Here is a 16,713-nt window from a genome sequence, read left to right as displayed (position 1 = left end):
CTTCCAGGGTTCCTCTGTCAATTTCTTCTACCTCAATTGGAGTTTTAAAAAATGATGAGCTTCCTTCTAAAAGTCCCAAGAAGTAGTCGTACATTCCTCTTTTAGACTTATATATCATTTCAATTTTATGATCATTTAGTTCTTTTGCCTGCAGTCGAGGAGGGTTAGCACCTGGCAGCATCTCTGTCAGCTGCAGATGAACGGTATCCATTAACATCAAAAAGTTTTTCAGAGTCCGATTACTGAAATAAGAAGGAAACCACCTGGAAAAAGTTTCAATATTTTTTATTCCCATCCCATGCCAGATTTCAGCGGGCTTTTTACCTACATCCTGGGCGATATATTTCATCAAATCTTTAGTTTTTTGATCTTCAATTGTAGTCATTGGTGTAATGATTAAATCTTCTTTAAAACCGGCTTTCTTTTTGGCTTTGTTGACTTTTTCCTCTCCATAAGTCTTGTTGAGAGTACTGAGCCAGGTCGAAACGACTGTACCTTTCATATACTATTTCCCTCCAGTTAGATTAAAATATAATTTTATTTATATTGTTAGAAAAACAAAATAGCCCATAAAAATCAAGCTATATTAATAATAATTCGCGATTGATCGGATAAAACCTTTTTTTAAGGTGAAAAATTTCTTTAGTACCAGGTACAAAACGGACGTTTTGTACCTGGTACAAGTGAATAAATTAACAAAATAAATTAACATAGCTGAAACAATTAGTTACAATTTCTTAACCTGTTTGTAATCTTCCTGTAACCTTGATATGTCATTATAATAATTGTAAACAAATTTTTATTAACGCTGGGGTGGCAGAGGCTGCTTAATTAGAGTTGCTTCTGCTTTTTAATGGTACCGGGTACCTGGAGATCTTTTCCAGGCACTCGGTACCTTTTTTCTTTTTCATTTTCAATTTGAGATGATATAATAATTTTAGATACTCAATATTCATCTTGTTGCTCAATCGAGTAATTTAATCAATTATTAAATTTGAGGAGACTTTATATGATTTGTGAAACTGTCAATTTTAGTTACGGACTGCCCCTAAATATTTCCTGTAATTCATTGAGTCCAGATTTGGTTTTTAATCGAGCTTTCAAAATGATTTGGGTCCTTAAAGGGAAACTTAACTTAAAAGTTAAGAATAATTTTGTTGAGCAGAAGATCGAGCAAAAAAATGAAATTAATTTAAATAAGGGCGATCTTTATTTAATTAACGGCTATACTCCTTATCGATTGATTAACAATGCTTCCGTTCAGGCTGAAAATAGATTTTTAGTTTTTGATTTTAAAAGCCAGTTTTTAAAAGATCATGACGAAGATTTCAGTGGTAAAATATTTCAGCTAAATAATGGTAATCTTGATCAGCTAAAATATTTGCTGGCTCGTTTAAGTTTTAATTATCTTAATGAAGATTATCAGCTGGCAGAGGAGATAGAAGTTAATTTAAATCAGTTGCTTGATTTTTTAAATAATCATTTCTGTATTAATAATCAGCGTCAGGATGACTTTTATCAGCAGCAGAGGAAAGATATTATAATTAAAGTAATTGATAAACTTGAAGCAGATTATATGAATAATTTACGACTTAAGGATATTGCCGAAGAATTACATTATAATAGCTCGTATATTTCAGAGAAATTCAAAAAGAAAACTGCAATAAACTTTAAAAGCTATCTGGACCGGCTGCGGCTGGAGAAAATAATTTATGAGCTTTTATATTCAAACAAAAATATCAATCAGATAGCTCTGGAATCTGGTTTTAAAAATATAAAAAGTTTTTATCGTGTTTTTAACGATCATTTTAATTTAAGTCCTGTTGAACTTAAACACAACTATCCTCAATTAAAAGACCAGCATCTGCAGGAAGAGTTTGATGAGCTCAATCAAATAAATGAGTTTTTAAATGACTTTACAATCGCATATCTGCAGCAGAATAAACGGAAAAGCAATCTTATCAAAAAAGAAATAGACTTAACTCAAAATAAGAAAGCTACGGAGCTAAATCCTGTCTGGCAGAAGTTAATCAATGCCGGTACTGCTCAGAGCATTCTGGATTCAAATTTGCGCAAGCAGATAAAAGAGCTGCAGCAGGAAATCAACTTTGAGTATCTGCGCTTTGAGGGGATTTTTAATGATGATCTGGAAGTCTGTAAGGGAGATAGCCTGGATAATATTCATTATAACTGGAAACTGGTGGACAATATAATGGATTTTGTTTTAGAAAATGATTTGAAGCCATTTATTACTTTAAGTTTTATGCCGGAATTACTGGCAAGTGATAAGGATAAAACAATTTTTTATTACCAGGCAAATTTTTCGCCTCCTAAAAAAATTGAAGCCTGGCTTGATTTAATTAATGCTTTTATAGTCCATCTGATTAATAGATATGGGATCGAAGAGGTTAAAAGCTGGTATTTTCAGGTTTGGACAGAGTTTCCAGCCCGGGGTTTTCACTGGTCAGGGACAGAAGCAGAGTATTTTGAATTTTATGCTAAAACTACCGAAAAAATAAAGGCAATTTCTCAATCTCTTAAAGTCGGACCTGCTTCGGAAACATTTTTTGAAGAAAATTTTCTTTCCCAAAAATTCCTGGAATATGTTGAGCAGAATGGCACTGCAGTAGACTTTTATAATATTAATCTCTATCACAATTCGGTTCCAGTGATCGAGGAGGAGCCTGATTTAAGCCAGTTTTATAAAGAAAGTACTCTGGAAAATATTAAATTTAAATTTAAAGAAAAAGATTATTCTATAAAAATAGCCAAAAGAATTAGAAAACTGCTTGCTAGATATTTCCCGGAGGCGGAATTGATTGCAACCCGCTGGAATGTCAGCTGGAATGCTAAGGAACTGGTCCATGATACTGCCTTTATGGCTGATTTTATTATTGATAACGCTTTAAAACTGCAGCAGAGTTTAGATGGTCTGGGCTATTTGAATTTATCAGATCTAATTTCGGAATGGCCGATTAATGAAGCTCCTTTTTTTGGGGGCAGAGGTTTGATGAATACAGAAGGAATTAAAAAATCCGGTTATTATGCCTATATAATCTTAACAGAGCTGGGAGATGAGATTATTGAACAGGGTGATAACTATATAATTACTGCCAGAGGAAATGATCTGCAGATTTTGATTTATAATTATGCTTATTTGAGCAGAAGCTATCAGAATGCAGATTACAGTATTATTGATAAATATAACAGGTACCAGGTTTTTGAAAATAAGGAGAAACTGGATTTCAGTCTTAAATTGACCGGCCTGGAAGGAAGCTATAAGCTGAGTCAGTATAAATTAAATAGAGATTCAGGTTCTGCCTTTGACCAGTGGCTGAAGATGGGGGGGCCACCTGATCTCAATAATCATGAAATAAAATATTTAAAGAATAAATCTTTTCCTGATTTGAGAATTGAATGTCTCAATCTGACAGGAGAATATAAGCTCAGGGGCGAGATTGAAAGCCACGGCATCGAATTTTATCTCCTCCGAAAACAGTTTCAGCTTTAACTAAAAACTTAATATTTATTAGCAAAGTGATCAAACCCAAAGAAAAGCAAGTCTTAATTATCTTTTCTTTGGGTCTTTTTAATTTTGCTTAAGAAAAATTCAATATAACTGGACTTTTATTAAAAAATCACAAAAAAATAGAGACGAGACAATTCAAATTTTATTTTATAATGTTATTAGAAGTTATATAAGAGTTAGTTAAATCTAACATAAGTCCTATAAGAAAGTATTTTCAAAGTTCAGCTCAATCCGGAAGGGCCGAACTAAATCCATTAAAAAAACTAGGAGGACTTATTAATGTTAAATAAGCCAGATCAAAAAGAAATTAAAAAGAAAAGAAAAAAACTCAAAGAAAAAGGGAAGTACCACAACGCCGAAAAATGGCAGATTGCTTTTTTCGCTCTAAATAATACTGCAACCAACACAGCTTTTGTACTAATAATGTATTATGCATTTTTTACTCAGAATGTTCTTGGGCTTTCGGCAGCAATTGTTGGTGGAATAGCAACTGCGATGAGAATGTTTGATGGTTTTACCGATCCAGTTATTGGCTTTATACTTGATAAGACTGATACTAAATTTGGTAAGTATCGTCCCTTTATGTTAGCTGGTAATATTATTTTAGTAGTTATGATTATAGCACTGTTTAATGTTCCACCGGAATGGTCAGCACAGACTAAATACATTGTCACAGCTTTATTATATGGTTTGGCAATCATTGGTTATACTTTTCAGACTTCCTGTACTAAAGGGGCACAGGCTGCACTGACAAATGACCCGGCTCAGAGACCACTATTTACTTTTTTCGATGCAATTTATAATACCCTACTTTTTGCAGGTGCTACCTGGTTTATCATGACCTATATGGCACCCAAATATGCTCAAAATGTTAATGATCCTGCTTTATGGTCCACAGTTTCATTTATCTTTATGGCTGCTTCTTTTGTAATGACAGTTTTAGCAATTATCGGTATCTGGTCTAAAGATAGAACAGAATATTTTGGCCTGGCAGAAAATGCGGTAGAAATTAAATTTAAAGATGCCTGGGAGGTTCTTAAAAATAATAGACCCTTACAGATGTTAATTGTAGCAGCATCAACTGATAAGCTTGCTTTAACCGCCCGCCGAGCTGGATTTGTATATTTCTTCTCCAATATTTTATATAATACCGCTCTGCAGGGAACTTTTTCAGTCTGGGTGATGGCCCCAGCTATTTTAGTAACTTATCTTGGAGTTAAATATGCAGAGAAAGTGGGACTTAAAAATGCATTTGTCAAACTGACCTGGATGGGAACAGCTTTAATTGTAGTTTTACTGGTAATAACTCCAATGCTGGCAGAAGGTGAGTTAACAACAGGAGTTTTAATCTTATTAGTAGTTTTAGGAGCTCAGTATTCTGTAAGTCAGCTGGCTGGAAATATTGTTATTCCAATGATTGCAGACTGTACTGATTATGAATCCTGCCGTTCAGGGAGATTTATGTCCGGATTTATCGGTACTATTTTCTCATTTGTTGATAAAATGATTTCATCTTTAGGAACTGTAATTATTGGTTTCAGTATAGCTTTAGCTGGCTATGGTGGTCAAAAAATTCCACCTAACTCTCCAGTTAGTCAGAGTCTGGAAATTGCAATTTTATTTATTGTTTTTGGTCTGCCTTTAATTGGTCATGTGGCTTCCTTAATAGCTATGAAATTTTATCCACTTGATGCAGAAAAAATGGCAGAGATTCAGGATGAGATTGAGGAAAAAAAGTCGGTTAGTTCACCGGCCTAATGTTAATAAATAGGGTAATAAGGAGATATTTAAATAGGGCTTCTCTAAAAGAGTATTAGAGGAGCTCTGATAGTATAAACGATTTGAAATTTAAAAAAATGGAGTGATAATCAATGGAATCTCAATTTTTATATCCTGCAGAATCACCAACTCGTCAGGTTGTTGATTTATCAGGAATTTGGAAGTTTAAAGTCGATTTTGATGGAAAAGGTAGAGAAGAGGGCTGGCAGAATGGTTTAACTGATTTTAGTGAAGTTCCAGTGCCTTCAAGCTATAATGATTTATTTACAGATAAAGATATTAGAGAACATGTAGGTGATGTCTGGTATCAGACAGAATTTTATCTGGCAGAAGAATGGCAGCAGAAAAATGTTAATCTCCGCTTTGGCAGTGCAACCCACCGAGCTGAAGTCTGGCTGAATGGCGAAAAAATTGCTGAACACGAAGGAGGTTATATGCCTTTTGGAGCAGTCATCAATGAAGCTGCTGACTTTGGAGCTAAAAACACCCTGGTTGTAGTTGTCAATAATGAATTGGATTTAACAACCATTCCTACAGGTCAGGTAAAAGAATATGATGACGGCAAAAAAAGACTATTTCCTTACTTTGATTTCTTTAATTACGCTGGAATTCATTCTGCAGTTAAACTTCAAATTCTGCCAAAAGACTATATTTATGATATAACAACAGTTACTGATTTTGAAGGTGAAACTGGTTTTGTAGAATATGAAATTGAAAGCAGTTCCCATTCTGAAATAAAAGTTGAATTAAAGGATCTTGACGGAAAAGTAGTTGCTCAAAATTCCGGCATAGAGGGTAAACTGGAAGTTGAAAATGTAAAACTCTGGCAGCCTGGAGAAGGATATTTATACAATCTGGAAGTAAGCCTTTTAAGTGCAGGTGAGCTGGTTGATAATTATCCACTTCCAGTAGGAATTAGAAGAGTTGAGGTAAAAGGAAATCGCTTTTTAATCAATGATGAGCCTTTCTACTTTAAAGGATTTGGTAAACATCAGGACAGTGAGATCAATGGCCGTGGCTTTGATCCAGCAGTAATGATCAGAGACGCTGAGCTTTTAGACTGGATTGGAGCTAATTCAGTTCGTACTTCTCACTACCCTTATGATGAAGAATTTTATCGGATGTGTGACCGGCGCGGAGTAGTAGTAATTGACGAGACTCCAGCTGTAGGACTTTTCGATATGAATATGAACTTCCTGGCAGCTGGAACCGGTGAAGAATCTGATTTCTTTGATAAAGAAATTGTACACGAGCAGACTAAGGAAAACCACAAAAGAGAGATTAGGCGTTTAATGAAGCGAGATAAAAACCATGCTTCTGTTGTCATGTGGTGTCTGGCCAATGAACCGGACAGTGCTCAGGAGAGAGCCGAGGAGTATTTTGAAGAAATTTTCTCCTATGCCAGAGACCTTGATCCTCAGGCAAGACCACTTACCTTTACTAATTTAATGACAGCACAATACGGCAAATGTAATGCAGCTCAATTTGCAGATGTAATTTCCCTTAACCGCTATTATGGCTGGTACTTAATGGGAGGAGCAGAGTTAAGATATTCTCAGAAGAATTTCGAAGAGGAACTTGCCGGCTGGGAAAAAGAAGGAAAGCCGATTGTGATGACCGAATATGGTGCAGATACTAAGGCAGGTATTCATAAACTACCTTCAGTCCAGTGGTCAGAAGAATATCAGAATGAATATTTAGAACTGCAGCATAAAGTATTTGATAACTGTGATTCTATAGTCGGAGAACAGATGTGGAACTTTGCTGACTTCCAGACAGTAGAAGGGATTTTAAGAGTAGATGGTAACAAAAAGGGTGCCTTTACCAGAGACAGACAGCCCAAGATGGCAGCTCATCTTTTAAAGCAGAGATGGGAAAAACTACCGAATGATTATAAAGGCTAAGCTATAGTGAAAATATTCTTTTGTACCCGGTACAAATAAGCTTATTTGTACCGGGTACAAGTATAACAAATCACAAATGGAGCGGGTAAAAAAATGACTACTATTGCTAATTTTGTTAAGGAAAAAGAATTTTTGATCTGCATTGATTCTGATGGTTCGGCAATTGATACAATGACTGAAAAACATAAAAAGGCATTTGGTCCAGAGGCAGTCAAAGTCTGGCAGTTGGAAGAGATTGAAGAAGACTTTTTAAAAAAATGGAATAAAGTTAATCTCTATTCTCACAGCAGAGGAATTAACCGCTTTCAGGGACTGGTTAAGACTTTTAATGATTTAAGAGCAGAAGGTTATGGTCTGCCTGGGCTTGATCAGATAGAGAAGTGGACATTAGAAAGCAGTGAATTATCAAATCCAGCTTTAAGCAGAGCTATCAAAAATACTGAGAATAATCAGCAGCTTAAATTAGCTCTCAATTGGAGCAGGCAGGTTAATCAGGAGATTTCAAAACTGGAAAAAGATTCGAGAAAAGTTTTTGCAGGTGTTAAAAAAATCCTGGCTGAAATCTCAGCTGAAGCAGATCTAGCAGTTGTTTCTTCTGCAAATCAGGAAGCACTTTTAGATGAATGGGCTAGTTATGATTTAAAACAGCATGTTAAAGTGATTTTAGGACAGGAAGCAGGCTCAAAAGCTGACAATATTAAGGATTTAAAAGCAGAAGGTTATGATCAAAATAAAATATTGATGATCGGTGATGCTCCCGGAGATTTAAGAGCAGCTCAGAAAAATAATGTTTTATTTTATCCAATTATGCCCTGTGAGGAAGCTGAATCCTGGCAGAAATTTGCTGAAGAGGCAGCGGCAAATTTTTTCAGTGGAGATTATCAGGGGAAATATGAAGAAAATTTGATTAAAAAATTTAATTTTATTTTAAAGTAAAAAACGGAGGTAATTATGGTAGATTTAAAAGCAAAGCCTTTTTATTTAAATGATGAGGATATTAAATGGGTAAAGGATACAATTTCAGAAATGTCACTGGAAGAAAAGATTGGGCAGTTGTTTATTACCAGAATTCACGGGGATTTAGCTGATCCGGAAAATGCAGAAATTGTGAAGAAGTATCATGTTGGTGGAATCAGATATGCCAGCAAAGGTTCTAATCAAGTTTATAATTTTATTAAAGAGATGCAGGCAGCCAGTAAAATTCCACTGCTGGCAGCAGCTAACTGTGATAATGGTGGAGACGGATCCTCAACTGATGGGACTTTTATTGCCAGTGGGGCAATGACTGAAGCCTCAGAATCAGAGGAAGTAGCATATAATGCCGGTCTGGTCAGCGGTAGAGAAGAAGCAGCTCTGGGCGTTAACTGGAACTTTGATCCCTCAGTTGATATTTTATATAACTGGCGGAATACAATTGTTAACACCAGAGCTTATGGCAATACTCCGGAAAAGGTGATTAAATATACTTCAGCCTACCTTGAGGGATTAAAGGACAGTGAAGTAGGTGAGATTGCAAGCTGTGTCAAGCACTTTCCGGGAGATGGGGTTGAAGAAAGGGACCAGCATCTAGTTTTAGGTATTAATGATTTTGGACCAGAGAAGTGGGATCAGACCTTTGGTAAAGTCTACAAACACCATATTGATAATGGCCTGATGAGCATTATGGCCGGCCATATTGCAATGCCGGAATATTCTAAAAAGCTGAACCCAGAATTAACGGAACAGGAAATTATGCCGGCAACCTTAGCACCTGAGTTATTGAATGATTTATTAAGAGATAAGTTAGGCTTTAATGGTCTGGTAGTTACAGATGCTTCCCATATGCTTGGAATGACAGCCGCCATGCCGAGAAAAGATTATGTTCCGGGAGCGATTGCTGCTGGCTGTGATATGTTCTTATTCTTCAATGATAAGGAAGAAGATTTTCAGTTTATGCTTGATGGTTACAAAAACGGCGTGATTACAGATCAGCGCTTAAATGAAGCCCTTGAAAGAATTTTAGGCCTTAAAGCAGCCATTAATCTGCACCAAAAAGCAGAATCAGATGAGTTAATGCCAGCAGAAGAAAAGCTGGATCTAATCGGACAGGATGAGCACCATCAGATGGCAGCCGATGCTGCAGATAAAGGAATTACTCTGGTTAAAGATAGTTTAGATCAACTGCCGATAACACCGGAAACTCATCCAAGAATCAAGTTATATTATCTTTACGGTGAACTGGGTGGAATTTATAATAGTGATACTTCTTCCAGGGACAGAGTAGTTGAAGAACTGGAAAAGGCAGGATTTGAAGTTGATCTAAATGAAGGTGAAGCTAGAGAAAAGGGTAAGATAATGGAATATCGGGATAAATATGATGCGGCCTTTGTCTTTGCTGATGTCAGAGGATATGCTCAGCAGAACAATTATCGGATTAAGTGGAAAGCCCCAATGGCAAATGAAGTGCCCTGGTATGCTGCTGAAATTCCAACTGTATTTGTATCTTTAAATTACACCAATCATTTTATTGATGTTCCAATGGTCAAAACATTTATCAATGCCCACGGAAATACCAGTGAAGTTATCAGACAGACCATCGAAAAAATAATGGGTAAATCTAAATTTAAAGGTTCTTATAACGAAAATGTCTGGTGTGATATCTGGGAAGCAAAAAGATAAATTGTTAGTTGTTGGCACCGGGCACTTGGGAATAATTTCCAAGTGCCCGGTACCAACATTAAGCTCCTTATTAAATTAATATAGATGAAGTAAAAGGCCTTACAATTTTTAAAGATGTAGGGTCTTTTACTTTTAAATATAATAATTTCAGTTATAATAATTTTAGAAAGATTTTAGAAATACTTAGGTTATTTTTAAATATATTAAATCATGTTTTTATAACTGAAATTATTTTAGAGAATAGGAGTGGTCGTATGTCAGGCAAGAGATTTCATCCATCGAAAAAGAAAAAGTTATTTGCAGAAAAGCGGCTTAAAAGTCTAAAACCAGCTGAACTTTTATCAGAGTTGAATTTAAATGAGGGTGATATTTTTATAGATGTTGGAGCAGGGAATGGATTTTTCTCACTGCCAGCAGCAGAAATAGTTGGTGAAAAGGGAAAAGTTTATTCTGTTGATGTAGAAATAGATATGCTTTTGGACTTAAAACATCGTGCCCAGCAGGCCGGTTTAACGGACAGAATAGAAATCTGTAAGAGTGAAGACAATGATGCCAACTTACACCAGGATGCAGATTTTATGCTTTTTGCCTATCTTTTTCATGAGGTGGAGGAAAAAGATAAGTTTCTTGATAATTATTTTAGTTTTTTAAAGAAAGGATCCAGAGTTGTTTTCATTGAATGGGATCCAGATCAGAGAGAAGAGGGCCCACCACTTCATCATCGGGTTAAAAGTGAGCAGTTAAAAGCAATGCTGGCAGAGAGAAATGTTAAAAACATTGAAGTAAGAGCTATAGATTATAATTCCTATTTAATCAGCGGGGTTAAAGTTTAGAGGATTTAATAGATAATTTGATTTTTTGAAAATGAATATTCATCAATTTATAAAAAAGTGCAGTCTTCCTATTTGCAGGGAGGAGCTGCACTTTCTCTTATTTAAAATTCACTCCAGAAAATCTCCACTCAAAACAATAACAGCATAAACTGTAGGACCAACATGACAGCCCAGGGTGGCACTGATTCGGCTGTCATAAATATTTAGATTTATATCTTTTTCAGCTTTAAGTTCTTTAATCAGTTTTATTTTAGTATCTTCCAGTTCTTCCTCGCGCTTGCCGTGAGCAAAGCCAAGCCAGACATTTCTATCATTTTCTACTTTTTCTCTAACCAGTTCTATTATTTTATCCTGAGCCCGGTGTTGACCCCTAACTTTGGCAATTGGTTTAACCTTTCCAGTCTCTGTGCTGATCGAGATTACCGGGTTAATGCTGAAGATTGAGCCCAAAAATGAACTGGCCTTACCGATGCGACCGCCTTTTTCCATGTAGGTCAGATCTTTGACTGTAAAATAGAGGTGCAGTTTATTTTTAGCCTGCTTTAAAGTTTCTATAATCTCATCTATTTTGAGATTTTTTTCAGCTGATTTTGCCGCCAGCACTGTCAGCATACCGAGTCCAAGGGAAATAGTAGCAGAATCAATTACAGTAACTTTATCATCCACCTCGCGAGCTGCCAGTTTTGCTGATTCAAAAGTACCACTTAAGGCAGCAGAAACATGGATTGAAAGCAGCTGATCATATTTTTTGAGCATTTCCTGATATTTTTCTATAAATAATGCAGGTGCCGGTCTTGATGTGTGGGGAAGTTCCTGTCTCTGTTTTAGTTTTTTGAAAAAACCATCCGGTTTAATGTCAACTCCATCCTGAAATTCATCTTCACCAAAATGAACTGAAAGAGGGATAACTTCAATCCCATATTTTTCGATAATTTCCTGATTTAAATCACAGGTGCTGTCAGTTACAATTCCAATACTCATTTTTTAAACTCCCTCCCTGGTTTATATATAAATTTAACTTAATTTTAAAAATATTCCTTTAATTAATTTTAGCATTTATCTACTACTTTGTCCATTCTTATAATGACTGGGAGACTTCCCCATAACTTTTTTGAAAATCTTAGAAAAGTTGAAAGGGTCTTCATAGCCGACACTTAAAGCTGCTGATCTAACTTTAAGATCATAGTTTTCTAAAAGCAAAGCAGCTTTTTCCATTCTGAATTCAATTAAATACTGCTGCGGAGATTTATCTAATAGCTCACTGAACAGCTGCCAGAGATAGGAGCGGTTTAAGTTTAGATAAGAAGCGACATCTGAGACTTTTAAATCAGGTCGCGAATAATTGCGGTCAATATAGTTAACTGCTTTTTTTAAGTATTCCTGTTTTAGATTTTGGTTGTTTTTTTGCTGTCGATTTGAATTTTCGATAAGCTCGGAAAAGAAAAGGTAGAGGAGACCCATTAGTTTAATTTCCTTTGATTTTTTTAAATTGCCTGTTTCAGTCATTTCATTAAAAATAGCGGAAGTTTTTTCCGAATTTTGAGTCCTAAAAAAGGGTTTAGCTTTTGTAATTCCAGCCTCTTTAAGATAATCTTCAGCTTTTAAGCCGGTAAAGCCAATCCAGGAGTACTGCCAGGGATTATTCTTGTCTGCCTGATAATAGGAAAGAAGATGGGGCCAGATTACAAAGCCCTCACCTCTTTTTAATTCGAATTTTTTGCCGTCTACTTCAAAAATTCCTTTTCCCCGGTGGATATAATGAATTAAAAAATAATCTCTAAGTGCCGGACCATAACTGTGACCCTGACTGCACTGCTGTGAGCCACAGATGTGAATTTCCATATCAGTTAAATGCAGCCTTTCAATATTTAAATCCTGTTCTTCAGCCATGATATCCCTCCTTTGAATTTTATAAAACAACATAATAACATGTTAATTTAACATTAGACCATTTATATAAACATAATACTATGGATATAATAAAAGTACAAATTAAAATAAATTTTAAAAGTGAGAAATTAAAGCTCACAATAATACTAAAAGGAGAGATTTTAATGGCTAAAATTACTTTCATGGGTGCAGGCAGTACTGTCTTTGCCAAAAATGTTCTGGGGGACTGTATTTTAACCCCGGCTTTAAGAGAATCAGAGTTTGCTCTATATGATATTGATGAGCAGCGCTTAAAAGATTCGGAAATGATGCTTAAAAATATCAACAGTAATCACGGCAGTTATGCTGAGATTAAGGCTTATACTGACCGTCGGGCTGCTCTCAAAGATGCAGATTATGTAATCAATGCAATTCAGGTTGGTGGTTATGAACCTTCAACAGTGATTGACTTTGAAATTCCCAAAAAATACGGACTGCGGCAGACAATTGGAGATACACTGGGTATTGGTGGAATTTTTAGAGCTCTAAGAACCATTCCGGTAATGCTGGATTTTGCCCGGGATATTGAAGAAGTTGCTCCTGATGCCTGGTTTTTAAATTACACCAATCCGATGTCAATTTTAACCGGGGCGATGCTTAGAGCAACCAATGTTAAAACAGTAGGTCTCTGCCACAGTGTACAGATCTGTCACGAGCAGCTGCTGGAGCCGCTTGGGATGAGCACCGAAAATCTGCAGTATAAGATTGCAGGAATCAATCATATGGCCTGGCTGTTGGAGATCAGTCGAGATGGTAAGGATCTATATCCGGAGATTAAGAAGAAAGCCTTTGAGAGAGAAACACCTCATGATGACATGGTTCGCTATGAATTGATGAAGCGTTTTGGTTATTATATAACTGAATCAAGTGAACATAATGCAGAATATCACCCTTATTTTATTAAATCTAAGTATCCGGAATTAATTGAAAAATATAATATTCCTTTAGATGAATACCCGCGCCGCTGTGAAAAACAGATTGCAGAATGGGAAGAGATGCGGGATGAGCTGGTTAAAAATGAAGAACTAGAACATGAGCGGACTCACGAATATGCTTCTTATATCATGGAGGCCCTGGAAACCGGCAGACCTTATAAAATTGGAGGTAATGTTTTAAATACCGGTCTGATTGAAAATTTACCAGCAAAAGCGGTAGTTGAGGTTCCCTGCCTGGTTGACCGCAGCGGCATTAGCCCCTGTCATGTAGGAGAATTACCCGAGCAGCTGGCAGCACTCAACAGAACAAATATAAATGTTCATTTAATGACAATCAAGGCTGCTTTAGAGAAGAAGAAAGAATATATTTACCAGGCTGCAATGTTCGATCCCCACACTGGCTCAGAATTAACCATTGACGAGATAGTTAATTTATGCGATGATTTAATAGAGGCTCATGGAGACTGGCTGCCCGAATACAAATAAAAATAAGGTGGGATTTACAGAATGCTTAAAAACAAAAAGAAGATAATTATACTTGCTTTTACCATAATGTTTATGAACGGAGTTGTTAATAATATCAGAGGTCAGGTTGGGCCATATATTATGGATGATTTTGGTCTCAATTACAGCCGACTTGGATTTTTGCTTTCCTTTATTTCAATTGGCTCAATGCTGGTCTTTTTTGGCAGTGGTAAGCTGATTGAAAAATTCGGTCTGATTAAAATATTGTTTTATGGTGTTATTTATAATTCACTTGCCCTGGGAGCGGTTTATGCATCAGTAAATTATTATACTCTTCTAGCTTCCTTCTTTTTTCTGGGAACCGGAATAACTCTATTAAATATTGTGGCTGTAAATCTTACCTCAATTTCTTATAGTGAAAAAAGAGGAAAGATGATCAACCTGCTCCACCTTTTTTATGGAGCCGGGGGGATTATTGCCCCATATTTTGTGACCTCAGTTTTAAAACTGGGTTTTAGCTGGAATTATTCATTCTTATTCTCAATTATTTTACTGATAATCATCTTTTTTGAATTTAACGCAGCCTCTCTGCCGGATATCGAAAGCAGCGGCAAAAAGATAATGAAAACAACTTCAGAACTGCTTAAGGATAAAAAGGTAATTTTATTTTCTCTAATTGTATTTTTTCAGGTGGGAGTAGAATTTTCTATAGTGACCTGGCTGGCCCCATTTTTAAGAGATGCTCAGTCAAGAACTGATCTTACAGTTAGTTTTTATTTATCGCTCTTTTTTATCTGCTTTACTGCTGGTAGATTTCTGGCCAGCATTATTGTTGAAAAAATTGGTTATTATAATTTCCTGATTTTTACCGGAGCAGCGGCGGCCTCCCTGATTTCGATTGCCTTAATCGGCGGCTATAACTTTACAATTTTAATTCCGATTTCTGGTCTCTTTTTAGCAGGTCAGGTACCAACCCTGCAGGCTGCGATTTTAGACAGCTTTGAGAGCAGTGGAATTAAAGTGGTTGGTTTTGCTCAGACAGCCGGGATGATTGGTTTAACAGTACTTTCCAACTGGGTGGTGGGCTTTATCAATGATTTTATTGCGATTGAGGCGGGATTTGTCTTTCTGATAATTATCCTGGGAGCAGCAATTTTAATTACCTATTATTTAAAAATGATAACTCAAAATGTTGAAGCATAAGTTATAAAAAGATCTAAATAGACAAAGGATGGTTGTAATGACAGAAAAATGGTGGTATGATTCAGTAATTTATCAGATTTACCCTAAAAGTTTTAATGACAGCAATAATGATGGAATTGGTGATTTGCGGGGGATTATAGAAAAGCTTGATTATTTAAATCGACTGGGAATAGACTTAATCTGGCTCAGCCCGGTTTTTTCTTCCCCGATGAAGGATAACGGCTATGATATTGATGATTATTATGCAATTGCCGAGCAGTTTGGCTCTATGGAGGACATGGAAGAATTAATAGCTGAGGCTGACAAAAGAGGAATTGGAATTATGATGGACTTAGTAATCAATCACAGTTCTGACCAGCACCGGTGGTTTAAAGAATCCAGAAAATCGAAGAATAATCCAAAAAGAGATTATTATATTTGGAAGGAGCCTAAGGCAGATGGAGGTCCACCGACAAACTGGCGCTCAATTTTTGGTGGCTCGGCCTGGACCTATGATCAGCAGACTGAGCAGTATTATCTTCATACATTTGCTGAGGAACAGCCAGATTTAAACTGGGAAAATAAAAAGCTGCGGCAGGAATTATATCAGATGGTAAACTGGTGGCTGGATAAGGGTCTGGCCGGTTTTCGAGTTGATGCCATCAGCTACATAAAAAAGAGCGGATTTAAGGATCAAAAAGTTAATGGTCCTGACGGTCTGAGCAGTATTTTTGAAGCCTCTGCCAATCAGCCTGGAATTTTGGATTTATTAAATGAATTAAAGGCAGAGACTTTTTCCAACTATCAGATTGTGACTGTAGCAGAATTATATGCAGAAGATAATAAAAGGATGCAGGAATTTGCCGGTGATGATGCTCCTTTTGATCTGGTCTTTGATTTTCGCCATGTTGATCTGGATTTAAGTGAGGGCAGTGAGTGGTTTAAGGCTCGGGACTGGGATCTAATTGAGCTAAAAGAGCGCTTAAATGAGATTCAAAAAACCTATGCCGATGACAGGAGAGCCGCTATTTTTTGGGAGAATCACGATCAGCCCCGCTCTTTAAATAAGTATTTAAATGAAGCTGAAATTAATGATTATTCAATTAAAATGCTGGCAGCTGTTTTTATGCTGCAGCGGGGAATCCCCTTTATCTATCAGGGGCAGGAAATAGGAATGAGCAATGTTAAATTTGAAAATATAGATGATTATCAGGATCTGGCAACCCACGGTTTATATCAGGAAGCCTTAAAGGCAGGATATGACAAAGAAGAAGTGATGGAGGTTGTCTGGAGGAGGAGCAGGGACAACAGTCGGACCCCAATGCAGTGGTCTGATGCTGAAAATGCTGGCTTTTCTAAAGCTGAGCCCTGGTTAAAGCTGAATCCAAATTATCAGGAAATTAATGTTGAAGAAAATCTAAAAGATGATAATTCCGTATTTTACTTTTATAAAGAATTAATCAAGCTCAGAAAAAACAGCCCCTATCAGGAAATAATTG

Annotated in this window: 12 protein-coding genes; 9 read left to right on the top strand and 3 right to left on the bottom strand. The window is 36.3% G+C overall.

Translation table 11 applies throughout. From position 1 onward, the window contains the following. Positions 1–502, bottom strand: a 502-nt coding sequence (locus tag CI949_RS08525) for a heme NO-binding domain-containing protein (protein WP_290765206.1), incomplete at its 3' end; no start/stop codon positions are given. Between the two features lie 507 nt (positions 503–1,009). Between CI949_RS08525 and CI949_RS08520 the strand changes: the two genes are divergently transcribed. From CI949_RS08520 to CI949_RS08495, 6 genes are all read left to right on the top strand, one after another. After that, positions 1,010–3,511, top strand: a complete 2,502-nt coding sequence (locus tag CI949_RS08520) for a GH39 family glycosyl hydrolase (protein ID WP_290765203.1) — start codon at positions 1,010–1,012, stop codon at positions 3,509–3,511. A gap of 297 nt (positions 3,512–3,808) precedes the next feature. Continuing rightward, entirely contained in the window at positions 3,809–5,287 is a 1,479-nt protein-coding gene (locus tag CI949_RS08515; RefSeq protein ID WP_290765201.1) for an MFS transporter, read from the top strand. Positions 5,288–5,400: 113 nt separating this feature from the next. Continuing rightward, complete coding sequence (gene uidA, locus CI949_RS08510; RefSeq protein WP_133530604.1) at positions 5,401–7,212, top strand: beta-glucuronidase; 1,812 nt, start codon at positions 5,401–5,403, stop codon at positions 7,210–7,212. A gap of 93 nt (positions 7,213–7,305) precedes the next feature. Continuing rightward, the gene (locus tag CI949_RS08505; RefSeq protein WP_108138860.1) at positions 7,306–8,148 is read left to right on the top strand and encodes an HAD family hydrolase; all 843 of its coding nucleotides are present in this window, start codon (positions 7,306–7,308) and stop codon (positions 8,146–8,148) included. A 15-nt stretch (positions 8,149–8,163) separates the two neighbouring features. Continuing rightward, positions 8,164–9,870, top strand: a complete 1,707-nt coding sequence (locus CI949_RS08500) for a glycoside hydrolase family 3 protein (RefSeq protein ID WP_133530603.1) — start codon at positions 8,164–8,166, stop codon at positions 9,868–9,870. 254 nt (positions 9,871–10,124) lie between these two features. Continuing rightward, complete coding sequence (locus CI949_RS08495) at positions 10,125–10,703, top strand: class I SAM-dependent methyltransferase (protein ID WP_108138856.1); 579 nt, start codon at positions 10,125–10,127, stop codon at positions 10,701–10,703. A gap of 108 nt (positions 10,704–10,811) precedes the next feature. Here CI949_RS08495 and CI949_RS08490 read toward each other — a convergent pair whose 3' ends face one another. Together CI949_RS08490 and CI949_RS08485 are read right to left on the bottom strand one after the other, a co-directional pair. After that, positions 10,812–11,684: a DegV family protein gene (locus CI949_RS08490; protein WP_108138855.1), complete on the bottom strand. Its 873-nt coding sequence runs from the start codon at positions 11,682–11,684 to the stop codon at positions 10,812–10,814. Positions 11,685–11,759: 75 nt separating this feature from the next. Beyond that, positions 11,760–12,593, bottom strand: a complete 834-nt coding sequence (locus tag CI949_RS08485) for an AraC family transcriptional regulator (RefSeq protein ID WP_108138853.1) — start codon at positions 12,591–12,593, stop codon at positions 11,760–11,762. A 164-nt stretch (positions 12,594–12,757) separates the two neighbouring features. Here CI949_RS08485 and CI949_RS08480 point away from each other — a divergent pair, with 164 nt between their 5' ends. The 3 genes from CI949_RS08480 to CI949_RS08470 all read left to right on the top strand — a co-directional run. Beyond that, a complete protein-coding gene (locus CI949_RS08480) occupies positions 12,758–14,053 on the top strand; it encodes an alpha-glucosidase/alpha-galactosidase (RefSeq protein WP_108138851.1) in 1,296 nt (431 codons plus the stop codon). Positions 14,054–14,074: 21 nt separating this feature from the next. Then, the gene (locus CI949_RS08475; RefSeq protein ID WP_133530601.1) at positions 14,075–15,235 is read left to right on the top strand and encodes a sugar MFS transporter; all 1,161 of its coding nucleotides are present in this window, start codon (positions 14,075–14,077) and stop codon (positions 15,233–15,235) included. Positions 15,236–15,272: 37 nt separating this feature from the next. Continuing rightward, positions 15,273–16,713 (top strand): alpha-glucosidase (locus tag CI949_RS08470; protein ID WP_290765190.1); only part of this gene is annotated, 1,441 nt, incomplete at its 3' end.

The sequence above is a fragment of the Halanaerobium sp. genome (genome assembly GCF_003070835.1).
Note: the sequence above shows the minus strand (reverse complement) of the source record. Positions and strands in the feature narration are given on the sequence as shown.